The sequence below is a fragment of the Micromonospora saelicesensis genome (assembly GCF_900091575.1).
GTDB classification, from domain to species: Bacteria; Actinomycetota; Actinomycetes; order Mycobacteriales; family Micromonosporaceae; genus Micromonospora; species Micromonospora saelicesensis.
In genome coordinates, this window is the sequence record NZ_FMCR01000004.1 from 34,908 (window position 1) to 53,854 (window position 18,947).

Annotated in this window: 17 protein-coding genes and 1 pseudogene; 7 read left to right on the forward strand and 11 right to left on the reverse strand. The window is 71.8% G+C overall.

The genetic code is table 11. From position 1 onward, the window contains the following. Positions 1 to 90: 90 nt before the first annotated feature. From GA0070561_RS18255 to GA0070561_RS18280, 6 genes and pseudogenes are all read right to left on the reverse strand, one after another. Complete coding sequence (locus tag GA0070561_RS18255; protein ID WP_091402323.1) at positions 91 to 1,473, reverse strand: nitrate/nitrite transporter; 1,383 nt, start codon at positions 1,471 to 1,473, stop codon at positions 91 to 93. A 154-nt stretch (positions 1,474 to 1,627) separates the two neighbouring features. Then, the gene (locus GA0070561_RS18260; protein WP_091402325.1) at positions 1,628 to 1,921 is read right to left on the reverse strand and encodes a hypothetical protein; all 294 of its coding nucleotides are present in this window, start codon (positions 1,919 to 1,921) and stop codon (positions 1,628 to 1,630) included. Further along, positions 1,911 to 2,168, reverse strand: coding sequence for a DUF6364 family protein (locus tag GA0070561_RS18265; RefSeq protein ID WP_091403518.1), 258 nt, complete (start codon positions 2,166 to 2,168; stop codon positions 1,911 to 1,913). The genes GA0070561_RS18260 and GA0070561_RS18265 overlap by 11 nt, the downstream gene beginning before the upstream one ends. 88 nt (positions 2,169 to 2,256) lie before the next feature. Then, the gene (locus GA0070561_RS18270; protein WP_091402327.1) at positions 2,257 to 2,952 is read right to left on the reverse strand and encodes a class I SAM-dependent methyltransferase; all 696 of its coding nucleotides are present in this window, start codon (positions 2,950 to 2,952) and stop codon (positions 2,257 to 2,259) included. Positions 2,953 to 3,214: 262 nt separating this feature from the next. Further along, on the reverse strand, positions 3,215 to 3,412 hold the full coding sequence (locus GA0070561_RS18275; RefSeq protein WP_091402329.1) for a DUF397 domain-containing protein: 198 nt from the start codon (positions 3,410 to 3,412) through the stop codon (positions 3,215 to 3,217). After that, a pseudogene (locus tag GA0070561_RS18280) lies at positions 3,403 to 4,169 on the reverse strand (helix-turn-helix domain-containing protein). The gene GA0070561_RS18275 and the pseudogene GA0070561_RS18280 overlap by 10 nt, the downstream one beginning before the upstream one ends. A gap of 368 nt (positions 4,170 to 4,537) precedes the next feature. Here GA0070561_RS18280 and GA0070561_RS18285 point away from each other — a divergent pair. From GA0070561_RS18285 to GA0070561_RS18310, 6 genes are all read left to right on the forward strand, one after another. Then, on the forward strand, positions 4,538 to 4,762 hold the full coding sequence (locus tag GA0070561_RS18285; protein ID WP_091403520.1) for a hypothetical protein: 225 nt from the start codon (positions 4,538 to 4,540) through the stop codon (positions 4,760 to 4,762). Between the two features lie 205 nt (positions 4,763 to 4,967). Continuing rightward, positions 4,968 to 7,142: a molybdopterin oxidoreductase family protein gene (locus GA0070561_RS18290; RefSeq protein WP_091402331.1), complete on the forward strand. Its 2,175-nt coding sequence runs from the start codon at positions 4,968 to 4,970 to the stop codon at positions 7,140 to 7,142. Further along, the gene (locus GA0070561_RS18295) at positions 7,139 to 8,578 is read left to right on the forward strand and encodes an FAD-dependent oxidoreductase (protein WP_091402332.1); all 1,440 of its coding nucleotides are present in this window, start codon (positions 7,139 to 7,141) and stop codon (positions 8,576 to 8,578) included. Before GA0070561_RS18290 ends, GA0070561_RS18295 begins: the two co-directional genes overlap by 4 nt. Then, positions 8,575 to 11,112 carry a nitrite reductase large subunit NirB gene (gene nirB / locus GA0070561_RS18300; RefSeq protein ID WP_091402334.1) on the forward strand — a complete coding sequence of 846 codons (2,538 nt, stop codon included), beginning with the start codon at positions 8,575 to 8,577 and terminating at the stop codon, positions 11,110 to 11,112. The genes GA0070561_RS18295 and nirB overlap by 4 nt, the downstream gene beginning before the upstream one ends. Next, positions 11,109 to 11,456, forward strand: a complete 348-nt coding sequence (gene nirD, locus GA0070561_RS18305; protein WP_091402335.1) for a nitrite reductase small subunit NirD — start codon at positions 11,109 to 11,111, stop codon at positions 11,454 to 11,456. The genes nirB and nirD overlap by 4 nt, the downstream gene beginning before the upstream one ends. Further along, positions 11,456 to 12,544 carry a uroporphyrinogen-III synthase gene (locus tag GA0070561_RS18310; protein WP_091402337.1) on the forward strand — a complete coding sequence of 363 codons (1,089 nt, stop codon included), beginning with the start codon at positions 11,456 to 11,458 and terminating at the stop codon, positions 12,542 to 12,544. The genes nirD and GA0070561_RS18310 overlap by 1 nt, the downstream gene beginning before the upstream one ends. 95 nt (positions 12,545 to 12,639) lie before the next feature. Here the strand turns inward: GA0070561_RS18310 and GA0070561_RS18315 are convergent, their stop codons facing one another. The 5 genes from GA0070561_RS18315 to GA0070561_RS34280 all read right to left on the reverse strand — a co-directional run bounded on the left by GA0070561_RS18315 (position 12,640) and on the right by GA0070561_RS34280 (position 17,788). Further along, a complete protein-coding gene (locus GA0070561_RS18315; protein WP_030329978.1) occupies positions 12,640 to 13,263 on the reverse strand; it encodes a GTP-binding protein in 624 nt (207 codons plus the stop codon). Beyond that, a complete protein-coding gene (locus GA0070561_RS18320; protein ID WP_007465174.1) occupies positions 13,244 to 13,609 on the reverse strand; it encodes a DUF742 domain-containing protein in 366 nt (121 codons plus the stop codon). The genes GA0070561_RS18315 and GA0070561_RS18320 overlap by 20 nt, the downstream gene beginning before the upstream one ends. Positions 13,610 to 13,698: 89 nt before the next feature. Continuing rightward, positions 13,699 to 14,106: a roadblock/LC7 domain-containing protein gene (locus GA0070561_RS18325; RefSeq protein WP_007465177.1), complete on the reverse strand. Its 408-nt coding sequence runs from the start codon at positions 14,104 to 14,106 to the stop codon at positions 13,699 to 13,701. Further along, positions 14,103 to 17,246: a sensor histidine kinase gene (locus GA0070561_RS18330; protein ID WP_091402339.1), complete on the reverse strand. Its 3,144-nt coding sequence runs from the start codon at positions 17,244 to 17,246 to the stop codon at positions 14,103 to 14,105. Before GA0070561_RS18330 ends, GA0070561_RS18325 begins: the two co-directional genes overlap by 4 nt. A 395-nt stretch (positions 17,247 to 17,641) precedes the next feature. Further along, complete coding sequence (locus tag GA0070561_RS34280) at positions 17,642 to 17,788, reverse strand: hypothetical protein (RefSeq protein WP_244166361.1); 147 nt, start codon at positions 17,786 to 17,788, stop codon at positions 17,642 to 17,644. Here GA0070561_RS34280 and GA0070561_RS18335 point away from each other — a divergent pair. Further along, positions 17,739 to 18,869 carry an ABC transporter substrate-binding protein gene (locus tag GA0070561_RS18335; protein WP_244166352.1) on the forward strand — a complete coding sequence of 377 codons (1,131 nt, stop codon included), beginning with the start codon at positions 17,739 to 17,741 and terminating at the stop codon, positions 18,867 to 18,869. The genes GA0070561_RS34280 and GA0070561_RS18335 overlap by 50 nt on opposite strands. The last annotated feature ends 78 nt before the right edge of the window (positions 18,870 to 18,947 follow it).

Sequence of the window (18,947 nt, forward strand, 5' to 3'; positions counted from 1 at the left end):
TACAACAGCAGGCAACGATACCCGGCGCCCCGTCCGCAGGTCAAAACGGGGGTACGGCCCCGCGCGGCGACGCGCCGAGGGTGTCTCAGCTCACACGTTGGCGAGTCGGCCGGCCCTCGGACGGCGGTAGACCGCCCAGGTGACCGCGAAGCACAACGCGTACCAGCCGATGAAGGCCAGGTAGGCGGCGTCGGCGTTGCCCGAGCTGAGGAACGACTGGCGGAACGCGATGTTGACCAGCACCCCGCCGAAGGCGCCGATCGCACCGGCGATGCCGATCAACGCGCCGGTCATCCGCCGCGCCCACCGCGCGGCGGCCTCCAGATCAGCCTGACCCGTGGCCACCGCGTCCGCCGACCGGGCCCGGAAGATCGCCGGGATCATCTTGTACGTGGAGCCGTTGCCGACGCCGGAGAAGACGAAGAGGGCGAGGAACCCGGCGAGGTAGAGCCCGAACGAACGCTCCCGCGCCGCGTACAGCACGGTGCTCGCGCCGGCCGCCATCGCCACGAAGTTCCAGAACGTCACCCGCGCCCCGCCCAACCGGTCGGCGAGGTGCCCGCCCAGCGGCCGGATCAGCGAGCCGACCAGCGGGCCCAGGAAGGTCAGCCAGACGGCGTCGACCGGGGTGGGGAACCGCTCGGCGAACTGGATCTGGAGCACCTGACCGAAGGCGAAACCGAAGCCGATGAACGAGCCGAAGGTGCCGATGTAGAGCAGCGACATCACCCAGGTGTGCGGATCCCGGGCCGCCTCCCGCAACGCGCCCGGCTCGTTGCGCGCCCCGGGCACGGTGTCCAACCAGCGGGCCGCGGCCAGCGCCGCCAGCACGATCAGCGGCAGGTAGACCGCCGGCACCAACCGGGGGTACGCGGCGCCCGCGGTGGCGAGGACCGCCAGGCCGACCAGCTGCACGGCGGGTACGCCCAGGTTGCCGCCACCGGCGTTGAGCCCGAGCGCCCGTCCCTTGAGCCGCTGTGGGTAGAACAGGTTGATGTTCGCCATCGAGGAGGCGAAGTTGCCTCCGCCGACCCCGGTGAGGCAGGCGAGCACCATCAGGGTGGTGTAGGACACCCCGGGCTCCAGCAGCACCGTCATCGGGATCGCAGGCACCAGCAACAGCAGTGCGCTGATGATCGTCCAGCGCCGTCCGCCGAAGCGGGCCACCGCCAGCGTGTACGGCAGCCGCAGCACCGCGCCCAGGGCGGCCGGCACGGCGGTGAGCAGGAACTTGCCGGCCGGATCGATGCCGTACGCGGGGCCGAGGAAGAGCACGGTGACCGACCAGAGACTCCACACCGAGAAGCCGACGTGCTCCGCGAAGATCGAGACCCAGAGGTTGCGCCGGGCGATCGGCGCGCCGGTGGCCTGCCAGAAGTCCGGGTCCTCGGGGCGCCAGTCGTGCAGCGGTTGCCGGCGACCGGTGACGGCAGGTGGCTCGGCGGTGACTACGGTGCTGGTGAGCGTGCTCACGGCGGCTCCTCCTCGTCGATGTGACGAGGGGAAACGCTAGGAACACCCGGTTACCTGGCAGTGCCCGTCGCGGGTCGGGCCGGAAACGGGGATCGCACCACGGGCCGGCGGCGATGGTGAGCACGCCACCGGGGCGCTCAGAGCGGACTCACGGTCAGAGCTGCTGGAGGATGCGCAGCGCGCGGCCGACCCGGAGCATGGTGTCGGTGTCGGCGACGTCCACGCACGCGGTGAACCACTTCTTCATGGGCGAGGAGATCCGATCGGGCATCACCACGTACCGGCCCATCGACACGGCGAGCGGCGAGTCCCGCAGGAGCGACTCCTCGACCACCTCGACCACGATCACGATGGGCACGTCGGTGGAGTTGTAGACGTCCGAGCTGATCACGAGGCCGAGGCGTTCCCGGGCGCCCTCGATGCGCCAGATCTCACCCCTACGCAGCACGCGGCCGTCCGCCGGAGAACAGGTCGTTGACCATGCCCACCTCGCGGGCGTCGGCGAGCGCGGCGGACTCCAGATCCAGGCTGGCGCGGCCCACGGCGGCGGCGTGCGCGGTGAAGACCTCGCGCAGCGCCTTTTCCCGGGCGGCCTGGTCCATCCACGCGGAGAGCGACAGCCCCTCGCGCTTCGCGAACCGCCGCGCCTCCTCGATCGTCTCGTCCGTGAACGAGAGAGTCACCTTGGCAGTCATGCCGAGCAGATTACCCACCGGTGTGACCAACAGTCATCCCTGCGTTCACCGGCTCGCCCCGGGCGGCGAAACGCACATTCCGTCGGGCTCACCCGGCCCGGCCGCCGAACACCGCGAAGCGCCACTCCTTGAAGTAGCAGTCGACGTCGACCAGGCCCGCCTCGGCGAGCCACCGGCACTGGTCGGCCACCGTGGCCGGGCGGTCGTGGCGCATCCGCTCCTGGGAGCCCGCTATCTCGTCGGGGGACGCACCCAGCTCGGTGATCCGCTCCAGCCACACCTCGTCGTACCGCCGGTCCAGCTCCGTGGTCGGGCCGGCGACCTGCTCGGCGTTGACGAACACCCCGCCCGGTGCCAACGCGGCGGCGGCCCGCCGGTAGAGCGCGCGCTTGCCGGCGTCGTCCAGGTGGTGGATCGCCAGCGCGCTGACCACCGCGTCGTACCGGCCCGGCGGCAGCTCGTCGGCCAGGTCGGCGTGGACGGTGCGGTGTGGCACGGACCGCGCGTCCAACTGGTCGGTGGCGCGGGCGAGCATCGCCGGCGCTCCGTCCACCAGGGTCAGCCGGACTCCGGGCACCGCGGCGGACAGCAGCAGGGAGAGCAGGCCGGTGCCGGCGCCCAGATCCAACACCTCCGGGGTACGACCGGCAGCGAGCGCGGCCCGCAACGGCGGCGCGGCCACCTGGACGGCGGTGCCGTAGAAGGCGTCGAAGCACGGGATCAACCGCCTGCGCGCCTCGTCGTACGTGCCGGCCACCGCGTCGAAGACGTCCGTCACGCTCATCGCGTGCTCCCATCCTTTGAGACACATTTCCCACATTATAAGCCAGCGAACGACGCTGATGTCGTCAGCGATTCAGCTCCAAAGGACTCGTACCTGCCATCGCACGCGAAGTCACTGCGGCTTCGACGCGGCCGTCGCGAACGGTCTGCGTGGTCAATCTGGCCGCGCTTGCGCTGCCCGGCGGGTGCTTGACCCCCCGGACACGCGAAAGCCCCCGACACTCCTTGGGTTCCAGGAGCCGGGGGCTTTGCATCAATGCTGGTCAGGCCGGGTCGTGCGCCTTCGCCATACCGACGAACGCCCGCCAGGCCGCTGACCCGAAGACCAACGCCGGCCCTGCCGCGTCCTTCGAGTCCCGCACGCCAACGATGCCAGGCAGGTTGTCCGCAACCTCGACGCAGTCGCCGCCATTGCCGCTGCTGCGGGTGCTCTTTCGCCACTGCGCGCCGGTCAGTTCCATGTCTTCGCCATCTCCGTAAGTAGATCGACGGATTGCCAGTGGGACAACGCCTCGCCGCGTACGTTCTCCCACGCGGCCAGCATCGCCGCTATGTCCTCGGCACCGGTAACGACTTGTCCCTGAAGCTGATTGTCGAGGTAGCCGGCAATTCGATGCTCGGGCCCACTGCGATCACGAAGGGACCGTTCAGGCCAGCGTACGCGCCGACGGTTGAGGGGACGATGTGCACGCGGACGTGCGGAGCCCCGCACGCGGTGATGAGAGCCTGCACCTGCTCACGCATGGTGGCCCGTCCGCCGACTGGCCGCCGCAGCACGGCTTCGTCAACAACGGCGGTGAAGTGTGGCGGGTCTTCACGGGCCAGGATGCTTTGCCGGGCAAGCCGTGAGGCTAGGTGCCGCTCGACGTCGCTGCGGGCGATGACGTCGGCTCCGGCGAGCACGGCGCGAGCGTATGCCTCGGTCTGGAGCAGGCCGGGGAGCACTGTCGACTGAAACGACCGCAGCGAGATCGCCTCGCGCTCGATCTCTTGCCATGGTCGGAACCAAATTGGCTCACGGCGTCTCGAAGTGTCCGGCCAGATGTCCCCTATGGGCCGTCGGAGCGCGCTCGCCGCCGCCTCCCGGTGTCGGGGGTGGGGGATGTGGTCGTGGTTCAGCCACCGCGCGACCGTCTTGCGATCGACCCCGACCATCCCTGCCAGGGATTCGATCGAGTGCCCCGTCTCGGCTAGCGCGGCGCGTAGCGCATCGTTCACGACTTCCCCCATCGGATGCGCGGAATGTCTTGCGACCATATCGCTACGGGCTGTTCCTGTCCCATCACTGGCCGCAAGGTGGGATCAGGCGGCGCGCCGGTAGGAACCACGGAACCTGGCGGACGCGTTCGTAACGGGGCCACCTTCCTACTCAGATCTTGGACAGTTTCCGTTACGTCAGAACGGAAACCGTCCAAGATCTCCACGGACGAGCGCTGACGGGGTGGCCCCTTCCCAAAGTGACGACCGTGGGGAGAGCCACCGTGCCGGACAAGCCGCCCGATCGGCATCCCAAGCCGAAGACCAAACCGCGGAGGCCGCAGACGGGCGAGGTGTTGCACCTGACCCGCGCCGCGAGTGTGCAGTTCATGCGCCCGATCTTCGTCCGCGTGATTCGCGTTCTCGACTGGCCGACGTACGACAGGTGGCTGTGGATTGACGGCTACGAGCTGGCCACGAGTGGCGATGCGGTCGCGCGCCGGTCCCTGTTCGTTATGCCCGCCGGCCTGATCTGGCCGGACCCGCCCGCTCCGGCGGCCCGGCACCCAACCACCCGCACGCCCGTCAAGCGCGGTCCGGTGAGGGTCGGATGACCCGCCAACCGGACCGCGCCGACCTGCGCTGACCGCTCCCCGCGGGATGAAGTCCGCTACGGCCGCGCTGGTCGAGCGTCCGTCCGAGGCAAGAGCCGTCACCCTCCAACACGCTCGCTGCCTCGGTGCGGTGTGAGCCCCACTTGACAGGACCGAAACAGAAGGGACCCGGACCGGAAACCGCCCGGCGGCACGCTTTCCCGACATGACAGACGGTGCACGGTCGGCGACTCCGCCGGGGCTGACGCCCCGGGAAGTGGCGACGCACTGCCCGTACTGCGCACTGCAGTGCGGGATGACGCTGCGCGCGGACGACGCCGGGGTGACGGTCCACCCGCGCGAGTTCCCCACCAACCGGGGCGGGCTCTGCCAGAAGGGTTGGACCGCCGCCGAACTGCTCGACCACCCGGATCGGCTGACCACTCCGCTGGTGCGCGACGCGGCCACCGGCGAACTGCACCCGGCGAGCTGGGACACCGCGCTCGACCGGGTGGTCGCCGGCATCCGCGCCGTTCAGGACGACGCCGGCCGGGACGCGGTCGCCGTCTTCGGCGGTGGGGGCCTGACCAACGAGAAGGCGTACGCGTTGGGAAAGTTCGCCCGAATCGGGCTGCGCACCCGGCACATCGACTACAACGGACGGTTCTGCATGTCCTCGGCGGCAGCCGCCGGGATGCGCGCCTTCGGCATCGACCGCGGGCTGCCGTTCCCCCTCGCCGACCTGGGCCGGGCCGACACCCTGCTGCTGGTCGGAGCGAACCCGGCGGAGACCATGCCGCCGCTGGTGCGCTGGCTCACCGAGCAGCGCCGCAACGGCGGGAAACTGATCGTCATCGACCCCCGGGTCACCGCCACCGCCCGCCAGGCCGACCTGCACCTGCAACCGCTGCCCGGCACCGACCTCGCGGTGGCCAACGCGCTGCTGCACATCGCCCTGACCGAGGGTTGGGTCGACCGGGACTACGTGGCCGACCGCACCACCGGATTCGACGCGGTCCGCCGAGGCGTCGCCGCCTGGTGGCCAGCCCGCGCGGAACAGCTCTCCGGGGTGCCGGTGGCCGACCTGGAGGCAACCGCCCGAGCGCTGGGCACCGGCGGTCGGGTGATCATCCTGACCGCGCGCGGCGCCGAGCAGCACGCCAAGGGGGTGGACACCGTCACCGCGTACGTCAATCTCGCCCTCGCCCTCGGTCTGCCCGGCCGCGACGGTTCGGGGTACGGCTGCCTCACCGGCCAGGGCAACGGCCAGGGCGGGCGGGAGCACGGGCAGAAGGCCGATCAGCTCCCCGGCTACCGGCGGATCGACGACCCGGTGGCCCGGGAGCACGTGGCCGGGGTCTGGGGCGTGCCGGCCGACGAACTGCCCGGCCCGGGAGTGCCCGCCTACCAACTGCTCGACTCGCTCGGCACCCCGGGTGGCCCGCGCGCGTTGCTGGTGTTCGGGTCGAACCCGGTGGTCTCGGCACCCCGGGCGGCCCGGATCGAGGGCCGGCTGCGCGACCTCGACCTGCTGGTCGTCGCGGACCTCCTGCTCTCCGAGACGGCCGCGCTGGCGGACGTGGTGCTGCCCACCGCGCAGTGGGCCGAGGAGGACGGCACAATGACCAACCTGGAAGGTCGGGTGCTGCGTCGGCGCGCGCTACGGCCACCCCCGCCGAGCGTCCGGACCGACCTCGCCATCATCTCCGACCTGGCGGCACGGCTGGCCGACGCAGAATCGACGGACGTCGACCCGGCCGACGCCAACCCGGCCAGCGTGCGACCGGCCGCCGTCGCGGCGGCTCGGTTCCCGGCCGACCCGGCCGCCGTCTTCGCCGAGCTGCGCCGCGCCTCCGCCGGTGGGGCCGCCGACTACGCCGGCATCAGCTGGGACCGGATCGACGCCGACGACGGGGTCTACTGGCCCTGCCCGACCGAGGACGGGCCGGACACGCCCCGACTCTTCGCCGACCGGTTCGCCACAGCGGACGGCCGGGCCCGCTTCCACCCCGTCGACCATCGGCCGGCCGCCGAGGAGGTCTGCGCCACGTACCCACTGCACTTCACCACCGGCCGGGTGCTGGCGCAGTACCAGTCGGGCACCCAGACCCGACGGGTGGCCGCGCTGCGCCGCGCCGCCCCGGAGGCGTTCGTCGAACTGCACCCCGACCTGGCCACCCGGCTGGGCATCGACGACGGCGACCCGGTGCGGGTCACCTCGCGCCGAGGTGAGTTCCGTGCGCCGGCCCGGCTCAGCGCCGGGATCCGACCCGACACCGTGTTCGCCCCCTTCCACTACGCGGGGGCGGGACGCGCCAACTCGGTGACCAACGACGCGGTGGACCCGATCTCCGGGATGCCCGAGTTCAAGATCTGCGCGGTCCGGGTGGAGAAGGCATGACCGCCCGGGTGGTCATCGTCGGCAACGGGATGGCGGGTGCCCGCCTCGCCGGTGAGCTGCACGCCCGGGAGGGAGACCGGAAGGTCACAGTGCTCGGGGCCGAGCCGCACCGCGCGTACAACCGGATCCTGCTCTCCACCCTGCTGGCCGGCCGGATCGACGAGCCGGACGTGGAGCTGACCGAAGCCGCCGGGCACGGCGTCGACCTGCGCAGCGGCGTACCGGTGACCGCCGTCGACCGGTCCGCGCGGGAGGTCCGTACAAACGACGGCGAACGAATCGGATACGACCACCTGGTGCTCGCCACCGGCGCCCGTGCGGTGGTGCCGCCACTGCCCGGCCTCGACCCGGCGAACCTGCCGGAGCGGGTGGTCCCCTTCCGGACCCTGGACGACTGCCGGCGGATCCTCGCCGCGGCGGACGGCGCCCGCAGCGCGCTGGTGCTCGGCGGCGGGTTGCTCGGTCTGGAGGCCGCCCGAGGGCTGGCCACCCGGGGGCTGGCCACCACCGTCGTGCACCCGAGAGAGCACCTGATGGAACGGCAACTGGACCCGACTGCCGGCGCGGTGCTCGCGGGCACGCTCGCCGGTTTCGGCGTCACCGTCCAACTGGGGGTGTCGGCGACCGGCGTGGCTGCGGACGCCAGCGGTGTCCGCCTCGACCTGGCCGACGGCCGGTCGCTCCGCGCCGACCTGCTGGTGCTCTCCTGTGGCGTACGCCCGGACACCACCCTCGCGCAGGCCGCCGGCCTGACCGTGCGGCGCGGCGTGGTGGTGGACGACCGGCTGCGCACCAGCGACCGGTCCATCTCGGCGATCGGCGACTGCGCCGAGCACGACGGCGTGCTCACCGGCCTGGTCGCGCCCGCCTGGGCGCAGGCCCAGGTGCTCGCGGACGTGCTGACCGGGACGGACCCACTGGCCCGGTACCGGCCCCGGCCGGTGGTGACCCGGCTGAAGGCCGCCGGGATCGACCTGGCCTCGATGGGTGACGCGTCCAGTGGCGGGCCGGGCGAGGAGTTGACCTTCGCCGACCCGACCCGGGGCACCTACGCCCGGTTGCGGATCCGGGACGAGCGGCTGATCGGCGCGATCCTGCTCGGCGACAACCCGGCGGTCGGCACGGTGATCCAACTCTTCGACCGTGGTCAGCCGGTGCCGAGTGACCGACGGGCGCTGCTGCTCGGCCGGGCACTCGGTGCTGTCGGCGCGACCCCGGCCGCCTCACCGGCACTGATGCCGGACGCGGCCACGGTCTGTCAGTGCAACACGGTGAGCAAGGGCGCACTGGTCAGAAGCTGGCGCTCCGGCGCCCGGACTGTCGATGCGGTGGTGGCCGCGACCCGGGCCGGCACCGGATGCGGCGGATGCCGGGACGCGGTGAGCGGCATCGTCGACTGGCTGAGCCAGGCGGAATCGGTGGAGGTGACGCGATGAGCGGCGGCGAACTGGTCGTCATCGGCAACGGCATGGTCGGGCAGCGTTTCGTGGACGCGCTGCGCGCCCGTGACCCACAGGGCACCTGGCGGGTGACAGTGCTGGCCGAGGAGGGGCGCCCGGCGTACGACCGGGTGCGGCTCTCGGCGTACTTCGACGGGGTCAGTGAGAGCGAACTCAACCTGCACACCCCGCACGACGGGGTGCGGCTACGACTCGGTGAGCCGGCCACCGCCGTCGACCGGGACCGACAGGTGGTGACCACCGCCGTCGGCGAGTACCGCTACGACGCGCTGGTGCTGGCCACCGGGTCGTACGCGTTCGTGCCGCCGGTGGCCGGCACGGAGCTGCCCGGGGTCTTCGTCTACCGGACCCTTGACGACCTGGCGGCGATCCGGGCGTACGCGCGGGGCCGGCGGGTCGGCGCGGTGATCGGTGGCGGGCTGCTCGGGCTGGAGGCCGCCAATGCCCTGCGACTGCTCGGCCTGAGCACCGACGTGGTCGAGTTCGCGCCCCGGCTGATGCCGGTGCAGGTGGACCAGGCCGGCGGCGCGATGCTCCGCCGCTACGTCGACGAGTTGGGCGTACGGACCCATCTCGGGGTGGCCACCACCGCGATCCGTCAGGGCCCGGACGGCGGTGTCGCGGCCCTGGAACTGTCCGACGGCACCGCCCTCGACGCCGAGCTGGTGGTGGTGGCCGCCGGCATCCGGCCCCGGGACCAGTTGGCCCGGGACGCCGGTCTGCCGCTGGGCCCGCGCGGCGGGGTGCTTGTCGACGCGACCTGTCGTACCGCCGACGAGCGGATCTGGGCCGTCGGAGAGTGCGCGGCTGTCGACGGCACCTGCCACGGTCTGGTCGCGCCGGGGTACGCGACGGCCGAGGTGGTGGCCGATCGGCTGGTCGGCGGCGCGGCGACCTTCCCGGGCGCGGACACCGCCACCAAACTCAAGCTGCTCGGCGTCGACGTGGCCTCGTTCGGCGACGCCCACGGCACGACCGAAGGCTGCCTGGACGTCACGTTCACCGACCCGGCCACCCGGGTCTACGCGAAGCTGGTTCTCTCCGACGACGCGCACACCCTGCTCGGCGGGGTGCTGGTCGGTGATGCCAGCGCGTACCCGACGCTGCGGGCCAGTGTGGGCGGCCCGCTGCCGGCCGCGCCGCTGGCGCTGCTCGCCCCCGACGGCGGCGGCGCGGACGCCGGGGCGCTGCCCGCCGCCGCGCAGGTCTGCTCCTGCAACGCGGTGACGCGGGGTGACGTGGACGCCGCCATCGCCGACGGTTGTGCGGACGTGCCGGCGTTGAAGGCGTGCACCCGGGCCGGCACCAGCTGCGGCTCCTGCGTGCCAATGCTGAAGCAGCTCCTGGACGCGGCCGGGGTGGCACAGTCCAGCGCGCTCTGCGAGCACTTCGACGTCAGCCGGCGGGAGCTGTTCGAGATCGTCCGCGTCCGCGGCATCCGCACCTTCTCCCGGCTGGTCACCGAGCACGGTCGGGGCCGCGGCTGCGACATCTGCAAGCCGGTGGTGGCGTCCATCCTCGCCTCGCTGGGCGGCGGGCACGTGCTCGACGGCGAGCAGGCTTCGTTGCAGGACACCAACGACCACTTCCTGGCCAACCTGCAACGCGACGGCAGCTACTCGGTGGTGCCCCGGATCCCGGGCGGCGAGATCACGCCGGAGAAGCTGATCGTGATCGGCGAGGTCGCCCGGGACTTCCAGCTCTACACGAAGATCACCGGTGGGCAGCGGATCGACCTGTTCGGGGCACGGGTGGAGCAACTGCCGCAGATCTGGCGGCGGCTGGTCGACGCCGGCTTCGAGTCCGGGCACGCGTACGGCAAGGCGCTGCGCACCGTGAAGTCGTGCGTGGGCGAGACGTGGTGCCGGTACGGGGTGCAGGACTCGGTGGGGCTGGCCGTCGCGCTGGAGCTGCGCTACCGCGGGCTACGTGCTCCACACAAGCTCAAGTCGGCGGTCTCCGGTTGCGCCCGGGAGTGCGCGGAGGCGCGCAGCAAGGACTTCGGCATCATCGCCACCGAGACCGGCTGGAACCTCTACGTCGGCGGCAACGGTGGTTTCCGGCCCCGGCACGCCGACCTGTTCGCCACTGATTTGTCTACAGAAACACTGATTCGAATAATTGATAGATTTTTAATCTATTACATCCGCACCGCCGACCGGCTGCAACGCACCGCTGGCTGGATCGAGGCCATGGACGGCGGCCTGGACCACCTGCGCTCGGTGATCGTGGACGACTCGCTCGGGCTCTGCGAGGACCTCGACGCGGCGATGGCCCGGCACGTGTCGTCGTACTCCGACGAGTGGCGCGACGTCCTGGACGACCCGGATCGGCTGCGCCGCTACACCTCCTTCGTCAACGCCCCCGACGTACCGGACCCGTCGATCACCTTCACCCGGGAACGCGGCCAGCCGGTCCCCGTACGCGACCAGTCCCCGACCGGATCCGAGCCGACCAACGGTCACCGTCGGCAACCGGTCACCCTCGGCCTACCGGAGGTACGGCGATGACCCAGACCCTCACGCTGACCTGGACCACCGTCTGCCTGCTCGACCGGTTGGAACCGGACCGGGGCGTCGCCGCCCTGGTCGACGGGGTGCAGATCGCCCTCTTCCGGACCGCCGACGAGCTGTTCGCGATCGACAACCGCGATCCGGTCTCCGGGGCGTACGTGCTGTCCCGGGGCATCGTCGGCAGCCGTGGTGGAGTGCCGACGGTCGCCTCACCGCTGCACAAGCAGGTGTACGACCTGCGCAGCGGGCACTGCCTCGACCTGCCCGGGGTGGCCGTGGCCCGACACGACGCACGTTGCCGCAACGGGCTGGTCGAGGTGCGGCTGCGACAGGAGGGTTGATGCGGGAAGAACTGGCGGGCTTCACCATCGGGGTGACCGCCGACCGGCGGCGCGACGAGTTGGCCGCGCTGCTCGAACGACGGGGCGCCCGGGTCGTGCTCGCCCCGGCGCTGCGGATCGTGCCGCTGTCCGACGACACCGAGCTGCGCGAGGCGACCCGCGCCTGCCTCGACCAGCCGCCGGACATCCTGATGGCCAACACCGGCATCGGCATGCGCGGCTGGTTGGAGGCGGCCGAGGGCTGGGGGCTGGCCGAGCCGCTGCGCTCCGTGCTGGCCAGCTCGTACGTGGTGGCGCGCGGCCCGAAGGCACGCGGCGCGATCCGGGCTGCCGGGCTGCACGACCAGTGGTCGCCCGCCTCGGAAAGCTGCGACGAGGTGGTCGACCACCTGCGCCGGCGCGGCGTGGCAGGGCAGGTCATCGCCATGCAGCTGCACGGCGAGCGGCAGCCCGAGTGCACGCTCGCGCTGGAGGCGGCGGGCGCCACTGTCATCGAGGTGCCGGTCTACCGCTGGGCGCCGCCGACCGATCCGGCGCCTCTGCACCGGCTGATCGACCTGATCGCCGGTCGGCTGGTGGACGCGGTGACGTTCACCTCGGCGCCGGCGGCCGAGGCGTTGCTGCGGGCCGCCGGTGACCGCACCGACGCGGTGCTGTCCGCGTTGCGCAGCGACGTGCTGGCCAGCTGTGTCGGCGCGGTGACCGCCGAGCCGCTGCTGCGGCGCGGGGTGCCGGTGAGCGCGCCAGGTCGGGCCCGGCTGGGCGCACTGGTGCGGACCATCGTCGACGAGCTTCCCCGCCGGACCGTGACGTTCAAGGCCGGCGGGCATCTGCTCACGTTGCGGGGGCACGCCGCGGTGATCGACGGCGAGCTGCGGCCACTCGCGCCCGCGCCGATGGCGGTGCTGCGGGCGCTGGCCCAGTCCCCGGGTCGGGTGTTGTCCCGCACGGCGTTGCTGCGGACGCTGCCCCGGGGCGCGGACGAGCACGCCGTGGAGATGGCCGTCGCCCGGCTACGGGCCGGCCTGCGCGCGCCCCGCGTGGTGCAGACCGTGGTGAAGCGCGGCTACCGGCTCCGGGTCGACTAGGGCGTGCGGCGAAGTCCCCGGTCGATCCGAGGGCCTCGGCACACGCCCTGAACGCGTCACGGCCGGCCGTCGCGAGCCGGCCGTGACGCGACGTTTCAGCCGACCGGCGTCGGGAAGCCCCGCCCGTGCTCGGACTGGAGCCGGAGCATGGCGTGCTCGACCACCGTCACCAGCACCTGCTTGACCGAGTCCCGCTGCCGGGCGTCGGTCATCACCAGCGGCACCTGCGGCGAGATGGCCAGCGCCTCGCGGACCTCCTCGGCCTCGTACTGCGGTGCGCCGTCGAACTTGTTCAGCGCCACCACGTACGGCAGGTTGCGGTTCTCGAAGTAGTCCAGCGGGGCGAAGGCGTCGGTGATCCGGCGGGTGTCCACCAGCACGGCGGCACCCACCGCCCCCCGGATGATCTCGTCCCACATGAACCAGAACCGGGTCTGACCCGGTGTACCGAAGAGGTACAGGATCAGGTCCTGGGCCATGGTGATCCGGCCGAAGTCCATGGCGACCGTGGTGGTCTCCTTGCCCGGCACCTTTGACGGATCGTCGATGCCGACACCCGCCGCGGTCATCAACGCCTCGGTGGTCAGGGGTGTGATCTCGGAGATCGCCCCGACCAGTGTCGTCTTACCGACGCCGAAGCCGCCCGCGACGACGATCTTCGCGGATACGATTCCCCGGCCCGGCCGCCCCCCTGCGGGGTCATAGCCTGCGAAGTCCACTTAGCACCCTTCCAAGCAGTTCCATCCGCTCCTCGAACCCCTCGGCGGGAGCAGCAGTGTGTAACGTCAGCAGGCTCTCGGCCACCATGTCGGCGACCAACACCCGGGCGACGCCCAGCGGCATCCGGGTATACGCGGCGATCTCCGCCAGCGACTGTGCTCGGCCCTCACAGACCGTGGCGATGCGGTGCTTGTCGTGCCCGGCGAAGCGGGACTCGGCGACCTGGGTGGGAGAGGCGGTGAGGACGGCCTCGAGGGCGATGTCCTGCCGGGGCTCGGTACGACCACGGGTGACCGCGTACGGACGCACCAGCGCGCCACGCGGGTCAGCGCGTCGTTGGTCCATTCCCGATCACCTCCTCGTCCCCTGCGGAGCCGGACTGTGCCGCCTCTCGTCCCTGGTCCGGCGCTCGGAATGAGCGCCGCCTTCCGGTGCTAAGAGCGCACCGCGTCGCGCGGCAGCGGCACCAGCGCGGCACCCACCCGCTCGACCAGCAGTGCCATCTCGTAGCCCACCTGGCCCACGTCGCAGCTGCGCGCGGCCAGCACGGCCATCGAGGAGCCGTCGCTGATCGACATCAGGAAGAGATACCCGCTGTCCATCTCGATGACTGTCTGCAACACCCCGCCCGCGCTGAACATGCGGGCCGCGCCCTCGGTCAGGCTCACCACACCGGAGGTGATCGCGGCGAGCTGGTCCGCCCGGTCCCCCGGCAGGTCCCGGGAGGACGCGAGCAGCAGCCCGTCTGCGGACACCGCCACGACGTGGGCGATGCCCGCCACGCTGTCGGCGAAGTTGGTGAGCAGCCAACCCATGTCCTGCATGGCAGCTGGCCTGTTCATCGGCTCTCCTTGGTCGAGGTGCTGTTCAGGTCCGTTCCGGCCGTCCGACCGCGCTGCACACCGCGGTGGTAGGCCGACAGCAGACCACGTACTTCATCCGGGGTCCGCCGGCTGCGGTCCCGGCCGCTCTTCGGCTCGATGCCACCCGGCACGAGCTGCTGCTGCGGCACCCGCTTGGGCAACCCGGAGCGGGTGGTGCCGGCGGGAGCCGGCTCGGCAGCCCGGCTGGCCCGGGACCAGCCCTCGTCCGCCGCCGTACGCCAGGCCCCCGGGTCGGGGGCGGGGGCGGGCGCGGCCGGAGCCGTCCGGGCGGCCGGGGGCGGGGCGTACGTCGGCGGTGCCGACGGCCGTGCCCCGAACCCGTCCATGGTGGCGCCGAGGCCGTCGGCGCCCGGGGTGGCCGTCCCGTCGGTGCCGGAGCTGCCCGGAGTACGGGTCGGCAGTTTCGGTCGGGCCGGCGACGCGGCCGGCGCCGACCCGGTGCTCGGCTGGCCGCCGTTGCCGGTGCGCAGGCCGGCGTCGGCCGCTGCGGTGGTGGCGGGCGCGGGCGGCTCGTCGAAGTTGGGCCGGGTGAAGATCGCGGTGGCGTCGTCGCCGTGCGACCGGAACCAGACCGCCTCCATCTCCCGGAAGATCGGAGCCTCGGCGGGGAAGTCGGGCCGGGTGCTGACCGGTGCGGCGGGCACCGACGGAGCCGCCGGCGGTGCCACCGCGCCCGGCCCGGCGACCGGACCGACCGGGAGGCCCTGGGCGCCACGCCCATCCGCGGTGTCCGCGGCGTCCGGGGTGGAGCCACGCCGAGGCAGCGGGTCGACGGTCGGGTAGGCCACCGTCGGGCTGCCCAGCGAGGCGCCCGCACCGTTGCTGTAGGCCGGCCGGGCCGGCGGAAGCGGGGCGGCGGGCGCCGGGGCGGCGGGTGCCGGTGGCATGGCCGAGCGCGGACCGGTGTATCCACCCGCCTGTACGGCCGGGGTGGTGTCCCGCGAGTCCAGCGGCGACTGCCACTGGGCGGGTGCCGGTGTGCTGGTGCGCCACTGGTCGGGCAGCGTCGCCGCCGTCGTGGCGGCACCGGCGAACTGCTCGGCGTGGCCGCCGGCCGGGGTGAGCGGCGCCTGCTCCACGGCCATCGGCTGACGCGGCCGGGTGAGCACCTGCTCGCGGCCCCGGTTGCTGGGCAGCACCACGGTGGCGGCGGGCAACGTCACCTGGGCGACGGTGCCGCCCTCGACGTTGCGGCGCAACTCCACCCGGATGCCGTAGCGGGAGGCGAGCCGGCTCACCACGGCCAGACCCATCAGTCGGAACGCGGCGACGTCCACGCTCGGCGGGGCGGCCAGACGCCGGTTGAGCGAGTCGAGCTGGTCGTCGGTGAGGCCGAGCCCACGGTCCTCGATCTGGATCAACACGTAGTCGCGGATCCGACGACCGTCGGCGACCACGGTGGTGTTCGGCGGTGAGAACCGGGTGGCGTTGTCGAGCAGCTCGGCGACGAGGCGTACCACGTCGTTGACCGCGTGCGCGGCCACCGAGATGTCGGTGTCCACAGTGCCGAACTCGATGCGGTTGTAGAGCTCCACCTCGGACTGGGCGGCGCGCAGCACGTCCACCACCAGCGCGTTGTCGTGACGCGGTGCGGCGGAGTCGGCGCCGGCCAGGACGAGCAGGTTCTCGTCGTTACGGCGCATTCGGGTGGCCAGGTGGTCCAGTTCGAAGAGCTGCGCGAGCCGCTTCGGGTCCTCCTCGCCGCGCTCGATCGCGTCCAGCTCGCCGATCATCCGGTCGACCAGGGTCTGACTACGGCGGGCCAGGTTGAGGAACATCGCCGAGACGCTGGTACGCAGTGCCGCCTGCTCGGCGGCGACCCGCACCGCCTCGCGGTGTACGACGTTGAAGGCCAGCGCCACCTGACCGACCTCGTCGCGGGTGTTGAGCTGGATGGGGTCCCGGACCTGGCGGACGATCTCGTCCACCCCGCCGTCACCCACGCTGCCCATGTTCTGCAGCCGCTGCACGGCGTCGGGCAGGTCGTGGTTGGCCACGGAGAGAGCGCCCTCACGCAGTCGACGCAGCGAGTGGTTGAGCGAGCGGGCCAGCACCACGGCCAGCGACACGGCGATGATCAGGGTCAGCAGCACCAGGATCGACTCGACCACGGCCTGCCGGATGACGTCCGAGCGGGCCTGGTCGGCCTGCTCGAGCAGTCGGTTCTGCAGTTGGATCTCGGCCCAGCGCATCAGGTCGTTCACGGCGCCGATCGCCGCGGTGGCGTCCTGTGCGGTGACCAGCGGGCGCTGCCCGACCGAGCGGGTGATGTCGGTGGCCACCCGGTCGGCCAGGCCGACCGCGTCGCCGGAAACGGTGCTGTCGACCAGGGCGCGCTGCACCGGGTCGGCGGCCAGCGAGAAGGCGACCAGTGCCTCCTGTTGACCGGTCAACGTTGCCACGAAGGAGGAGAACTGCTCCGAGTCGAGCTGGCCGGCCGTCAGCGCGGTGAAGGCGACGGCCTGTTCCTCCGCGACGGAAGCCTTGGCGCGGGCGAAGGCGGCGACCGCGCGGCGGCTGTCCGCCAGGCTCTCGTCGCCGGGCAGCTGGGCCAGGCCGTCACCGTACGAGACCAGGTCGGTGAGGATGACTCCGTAGCGGAGCACCGCCTCGGCGACCGCCATCTGCCGGCGGTCCAGCACCTCCTGACGGGTGCCGTCCAGGGTGGCCAGGTGGTCGTCGATGGCCGCCAGCCGGTCCCGCAGGGCGGTCGGCACGTCGCCGATCCGGCCCCGCTCGGCGCGGTACTCGTCCACCCGCTGCTGCGTCTGGCGGACCCGCAGGTTGTACGCGTCGGCCGGCTGCTGCGGAGCGGCGAGGTAGGCGGCCGCGGCCATCCGTTCGGCCTGGAGGTCCTGGGTGAGGGCGCTGACGTCGACGGAGAGGGCCGTCAGTGACCGGGCCTGCGTGGCGTCGAACGCGCCTTCGCCGACGGAGATCAGGCGGACCGTGGCCAGCGCGATCACCGCCGCCACCGGGACGACCAGAATCAACGCCAACTTGGACCGGATCCGGGCGTCACGCAGTCTCGGCATCCGTCGGCGCGCAGGCCGACCGCTGTCGCCGAGCGCGGGCAGGGTCGTCGGTCCGGTGCTCACGACATCGCCTCCGTCGTTTCTTCCCCGCCTGAGCCGCCGAGCCATGCCGTAAGCGGAGGGGACCACGCGCGGCACGGCCGCGATTTCATCAGAGATGATCGTGTTTGGGAAGCCGCAGTGAGGTAGGAAACGGTCGGACGGAGCGCATCCCGTGATCCGGGCAACTGATACCTTCATTTCCGCAAGCCCCTGAACAGGGCATGTAACTCCAGAGTGGTCACGCGTGTATGCAAAGTGAGCTTTTGCAAACATTGCGTTACCCCAGCATGTGGGATGGCCGTCCCGAAAATGCTGCCGGGGTCCGCGCTTGACCACAGCGCCGGCCATTGGCAAGGTTTTGCAGGCTTCGCGCACACCGTACGGCAGAGGAGATCCCGTCCTCCACTGAGGACGGATTAGCGGCGGTGACCGGGCAGCGCCCGCGCCCGCACCTGGAGGACTGAGTTGAGCCCCATCCGCTCCGCGACCATCGCGGCGCTCGCATCGGCCGTAGTGGCCACCACGCTCACCGGCTGCCAGTTTGGCGAGGCGGAACAGGACACGAGTCCGATCGTGATCGCTGCCGATCTCGAACTCTCCGGCGCCGCGGCCACGGTTGGCCGGACATACCAGCGCGCCCTCAAACTCAAGGTCGATCAGTTGAACGCCTCCGGAGCACTGAACGGCCGGAAGATCGACCTGAAGGTGAAGGACAACCGTTCCGACTCGGCCGAGTCACTTCGCAACATCGTCGACTTCAGCAGCGATTCGAAGGTCAGCGCCATCATCATGGGCGGCTGCAACGAATGCGCGGTCGGAGCGGTCGGGACCATCAACGAGAAGCGGATTCCCACCATTGCGCTAGCCGCTTCCGGCGCGATCGCCGCGCCGGCCGCTGAACGGCGCTACGTGTTCAAGCTGGGCCCCAACGCCCCGGACAGCGCCGCCGCACTGACCACCGAACTGCGCCGCAACAACATCCGTAAGGTGGGGATGCTGGTCAGCGACGACGACTACGGCCAGGAAGGCGCGACCGCGCTCAAGAGCGAGCTGGACAAGGCCAAGATCACGCTCCGACAGCAGCGGATCAAGACCACCGACACCGACGTCAGCCAGCAGGTCCAGCAGCTCGCGTCGGGCAAGCCCGACGCGATGGTCTTCTGGACCCCGCCGGAGCAGGCGACACTCGCCGCCACCAGCGTCCAGCAGACCATCTTCCGTGGGTCGATCTACTTCGACGCGGGGGCGGCCGGGGACCTCTTCCTCGGCGCGGCGGCCAAGGCGACCGAGAAGGCCACACTGATCTTCACGCAGACCATGGTGATCGATGACGTGATCGCGACCACGCCGGCCAAGGCGGCGCGGCGGCAGTGGTTCCAGGACTACACGGCCCGCTTCGGCGGCTACAACGGGTCCTCGTCGTTCGCCGCGGACGCCGTCCAGCTGATCGCCGACGCCGAACTGCGCGCCGGTGGTGAGATCGGGAAGGTGGACCGCAACGGCATCCGGGACGTGCTGGAGACATCCCAGATGGACGGCCTCTCCGGCCCGATCCGCATGACGCCGGACAACCACAGCGGCCTGATGCCGCAGGCGCTCACCACGCTGGTCGCCCGCAATGGTCGCTGGCGGTTGGCGGGGTAACGCTGGGCCTTCATCTGGCGGGTTTCCCCGGCCCTTCGTCGAGTGCCGGGTGAGGTGTGGCCGACCGTGCCCGGCTCC

Excerpts from the sequence above, each read along its gene's own strand:
- GA0070561_RS18265 (WP_091403518.1), bottom strand. The coding sequence starts at position 2,168 with ATGACTGCCAAGGTGACTCTCTCGTTCACGGACGAGACGATCGAGGAG.
- GA0070561_RS18295 (WP_091402332.1), top strand. The coding sequence starts at position 7,139 with ATGACCGCCCGGGTGGTCATCGTCGGCAACGGGATGGCGGGTGCCCGC.
- GA0070561_RS18285 (WP_091403520.1), top strand. The coding sequence starts at position 4,538 with ATGCGCCCGATCTTCGTCCGCGTGATTCGCGTTCTCGACTGGCCGACG.
- GA0070561_RS18310 (WP_091402337.1), top strand. The coding sequence starts at position 11,456 with ATGCGGGAAGAACTGGCGGGCTTCACCATCGGGGTGACCGCCGACCGG.
- GA0070561_RS18320 (WP_007465174.1), bottom strand. The coding sequence starts at position 13,609 with ATGGACCAACGACGCGCTGACCCGCGTGGCGCGCTGGTGCGTCCGTAC.
- GA0070561_RS18270 (WP_091402327.1), bottom strand. The coding sequence starts at position 2,952 with ATGAGCGTGACGGACGTCTTCGACGCGGTGGCCGGCACGTACGACGAG.
- GA0070561_RS18275 (WP_091402329.1), bottom strand. The coding sequence starts at position 3,412 with ATGGAACTGACCGGCGCGCAGTGGCGAAAGAGCACCCGCAGCAGCGGC.
- nirB (WP_091402334.1), top strand. The coding sequence starts at position 8,575 with ATGAGCGGCGGCGAACTGGTCGTCATCGGCAACGGCATGGTCGGGCAG.
- nirD (WP_091402335.1), top strand. The coding sequence starts at position 11,109 with ATGACCCAGACCCTCACGCTGACCTGGACCACCGTCTGCCTGCTCGAC.
- GA0070561_RS18290 (WP_091402331.1), top strand. The coding sequence starts at position 4,968 with ATGACAGACGGTGCACGGTCGGCGACTCCGCCGGGGCTGACGCCCCGG.
- GA0070561_RS18325 (WP_007465177.1), bottom strand. The coding sequence starts at position 14,106 with ATGAACAGGCCAGCTGCCATGCAGGACATGGGTTGGCTGCTCACCAAC.